General features: G+C 71.4%; 3 protein-coding genes and 1 pseudogene. All 4 read right to left on the bottom strand.

Annotated features, from left to right (window positions below):
* Positions 1 to 795: bifunctional DNA-formamidopyrimidine glycosylase/DNA-(apurinic or apyrimidinic site) lyase (mutM, locus tag HOQ08_RS06085; RefSeq protein WP_291192481.1), on the bottom strand; the 795-nt coding region annotated here is incomplete at its 3' end.
* Positions 796 to 822: 27 nt separating this feature from the next.
* Entirely contained in the window at positions 823 to 2,232 is a 1,410-nt protein-coding gene (gndA, locus tag HOQ08_RS06080) for an NADP-dependent phosphogluconate dehydrogenase (protein ID WP_291192480.1), read from the bottom strand.
* Positions 2,233 to 2,335: 103 nt separating this feature from the next.
* Positions 2,336 to 2,821 carry a hypothetical protein gene (locus tag HOQ08_RS06075; protein WP_291192479.1) on the bottom strand — a complete coding sequence of 162 codons (486 nt, stop codon included), beginning with the start codon at positions 2,819 to 2,821 and terminating at the stop codon, positions 2,336 to 2,338.
* Positions 2,821 to 3,460 (bottom strand): annotated as a pseudogene (locus HOQ08_RS06070) (ABC transporter); the annotation flags it as partial. The pseudogene HOQ08_RS06070 and the gene HOQ08_RS06075, both read right to left, overlap by 1 nt.

The raw sequence follows: 3,460 nt of genomic DNA, 5'->3' as shown, positions 1-3,460 counted from the left end.
GCGCTGGCCCTGCACCGTCTGTCGGACCGGCGTGCCGCACAGCTTGCACGGCTCGCCGGCGCGGCCATAGACGTTGAGTTCGCGGAAGAAATAGCCCGGCGCCCCGTCGGGGTTGAGGAAGTCGCGCAGCGTGGTGCCGCCGCGCTCGATCGCGTGCCCAAGGATGCGCTTGACCTCGGCCGCCAGCCGCGCGTAGCGCCCGCGCGAGACCTTGCCCGCGGCGCGGCGCGGATCGATGCCGGCGGCGAACAGCGCCACGCTGGCGTAGATGTTGCCCACGCCGACCACCACCGCGTTGTCCATCAGGAACAGCTTGATCGCCGCGCTGCGCCCGCGCGAGAGCTGCCACAGCAGGTCGCCGTCGAAGGCGTCGGTGAGCGGTTCGGGACCGAGCGCGGCGAGCAGTTCGTGCGTCTGACCCGGCGGTTGCCACAGCAGGCAGCCGAAGCGGCGCGGATCGGTGAAGCGCAGCACGCGCGCCGGGCGGCCGGGCTCGGCATCGAACGCGATGTCGACATGGTCGTGCGCGCCCAGCGGCGCGTCGGGCGGCAGCACGCGCAGCATGCCGCTCATGCCCAGGTGCAGCAGCGCGCTGCCCGCATGCGTATGCAGCAGCAGGTATTTGGCGCGGCGCTCGACCGCATCGATACGCTGGCCGGGCAAACGCTCGGCGACTTCGCGCGGAATCGGCCAACGCAGGTCCGGCCGCCGCAGCGTCACGGCGGCGACGCGGCGGCCCTCCACGTGCGGGGCGATGCCGCGGCGTGTGGTTTCGACTTCGGGAAGTTCGGGCATGGAAGGAAGGTGCTCGGTCGGGAGGCCTCAGCCTTCCCACTCGACGTGGAAGCTGCCGGGACGGTCCACCCGCTCGAACGTATGCGCACCGAAGTAGTCGCGCTGGGCCTGCAGCAGGTTGGCCGGCAGCCGCTCGCTGCGGTAGCCGTCGAACCAGGCGATCGCCGAGGCCAGGCAGGGCGTGGCCACGCCGCAGGTGACCGCGGTGGCGGCCACCTCGCGCAATGCCTGCTGGTATTGCCCGGCGATGCCGGCGAAGTAGGGGTCGAGCATCAGGTTGGAAAGCGCCGGATCGCGCGTGTACGCCTCCATGATCCGCGCGAGGAAGCCGGCGCGGATGATGCAGCCGGCGCGGAAGATGCTGGCGATGGTGGCGTAGTCCAGGTCCCACTCGTGCGCCTGCGAGGCCGCGCGCAACTGGGCGAAACCCTGCGCGTAGGAGATCAGCTTGCCCAGGTAGAGCGCGCGGCGCACCGCTTCGACGAAGCCGGCGCGGTCGCCGGCGAAAGCCGCCGCCGGGCCGGTCAGCACGCGGCTGGCGGCGACGCGCTCATCCTTCTGCGCCGACAGCCCGCGGGCGAACACCGCCTCGGTGATCAGCGGCAGCGGTACGTGCATTTCCAGCGCGTCCTGGCAGGTCCACTGGCCCGTGCCCTTCTGGCCGGCGCGGTCGAGGATCATATCGACCAGGTCGTGGCCGGTGTCGGCGTCCTTGCGGGTGAAGATGCGCGAGGTGATCTCGATCAGGTAGCTGTCCAGCTCGCCCTGGTTCCAGTCGGCGTAGACCTGCGCCAGCTCCGCGTTGGACAGGCCCAGCACCTGGCGCAGCACCGCGTAGCTCTCGGCGATCAGCTGCATGTCGCCGTACTCGATGCCGTTGTGCACCATCTTCACGTAGTGGCCGGCGCCATCGGGGCCCATCCAGGCCACGCAGGGCGTGCCGTCCGGGGCGCGCGCGGCGATCTGGGTGAGGATCGGCTCGACCCTGGCGTAGGCCTCGCGCGGGCCGCCGGGCATGATCGACGCGCCATGCAGCGCGCCTTCCTCGCCGCCGGAAATGCCGCAGCCGATGAAATGCAGGCCCGCCGCCTGCATCGCCTGCTCGCGGCGGATGGTGTCGCGATAGTAGCTGTTGCCACCGTCGATCACGATGTCGCCCGCCTGCAGCAGCGGCTTCATTGCATCCAGCATGGCGTCCACCGGCGCGCCGGCCTTGATCATCAGCAGGATGCGCCGCGGGCGCTGCAGCGAAGCGATGAAGGCGGGCAGGTCATGGAAAGGCACCAGGCGCCGGTCCGGATGGGCCGCAGTGACCTGGTCGGTAAAGCTCGTGTCGTGGTCGTACACCGACACCGCGTGGCCATGGCTTTCGATGTTCAGTGCCAGGCTGCGGCCCATCACGCCCATGCCGAACACGCCCATCACCTGCTGGCTCATCGCGCACTCCTCCGGAAAGACTTCGATGCGCCCGATATGGGCCCGGCCGCGCGCGCCACAAGCGTCGCGCAGGGTGGGCTGAAGCCCACCCTGTGGGCAGGCATCAGTGGATGCGCTCGGCATCCTGCGTGGCCGGGCGCGGGGTATAGCGCAGCGGCACCAGCGCGATGCGGCCTCCCGCGCGCACGTAGCGCAGGGGGCCGGTGACGGCGGTGGCGCCGAAGTCGAGCGCGTGGCCGTCCAGCTCCAGCTCTGCGATGGGCGGCGCCAGGCCGATCTTCGCGGGGTCGAAAGCGGACGCGGGGCGCCAGCCGACGACCGGCGCCCCCGCGATGTCGGCCAGCTCCTGCAGCCGGCCCTCGTCCGCGCGCCTGCCGTCCTCGTTCCACCAATGGCCGTCCTGCTTGCGGTAGCGCTCCGCCAGCTTGCCGGGCAGTTTCAGCGTCACCGTCGTGATCGAGGCTGGCTCGATGCCGAGCAGGGTGCCCGGCGCCTTGCTGCGGTCATGCAGGTACTGAACGGCGGCCAACGCCAGCAGCGCCGCGGCAATGCCCAGTACCAGCCAGCGCTGGCGTGCGGCGCGCCGCATCAACGCCGGCGTCGGCGCCAGGCCAGCAGGCCGCCGATGGCCAGCAGCACCAGCGGCAAGCCGACCAGGAAGCCCAGGCTCAGCACGTTGAGCTCGGCCTGCGAAATCTGCAGCACGCGGTCGGGCGCCCCGCGTGGCGGCAGGCTGACCAGCGCGTCGTCGCCGAGCAGCCAGTCGAACACGCGCTCGCCCAGCGCGCGGTTGCCGCCGTTGCCAAGAAACGTGTTGGAGAGGAAGTCGCCGTCGCCGATCACCACCACGCGCTGCTGGCTCTTGTCGGGGCTGGGCGAGAGACGGGTGAGCGCCAGGCCGAATTCCAGCGGGCCCTTGAGCTCGCCGGAGGCAGCGTCGTAACGGATGGTGGAGCTGGCGTCGTTGGCGATCGGCTGGAACTCGGTCCAGCTCTGCGGGCCCGACTGCAGGAAGCCCTGCACGCTCCAGTCGTTGCGGTTGACCTGCGCCAGCGCGGCGACCTGCGGGAACAGCGTGGTCAGCACGAAGCCGCGGGTGATCGCGTGCGGCGGGTAGGCGCCCAGCGCGATCATGCGCGGGTCCTTGAGGCCCAGCGCGGCGCCGCCGCCGTCGACCAGCACGCCGGGCAGCACGCGCAGGCCCAGCGCCTCGGCCAGCGGCGCGAGG

The organism is Frateuria sp., assembly GCF_013362045.1.
GTDB lineage: Bacteria > Pseudomonadota > Gammaproteobacteria > Xanthomonadales > Rhodanobacteraceae > Frateuria_A.
This window is presented reverse-complemented; position numbering and strand designations above follow the sequence as displayed.

Coding starts and splice junctions, on each gene's coding strand:
- gndA (WP_291192480.1), bottom strand. CDS start 2,232: ATGAGCCAGCAGGTGATGGGCGTGTTCGGCATGGGCGTGATGGGCCGC.
- HOQ08_RS06075 (WP_291192479.1), bottom strand. CDS start 2,821: ATGCGGCGCGCCGCACGCCAGCGCTGGCTGGTACTGGGCATTGCCGCG.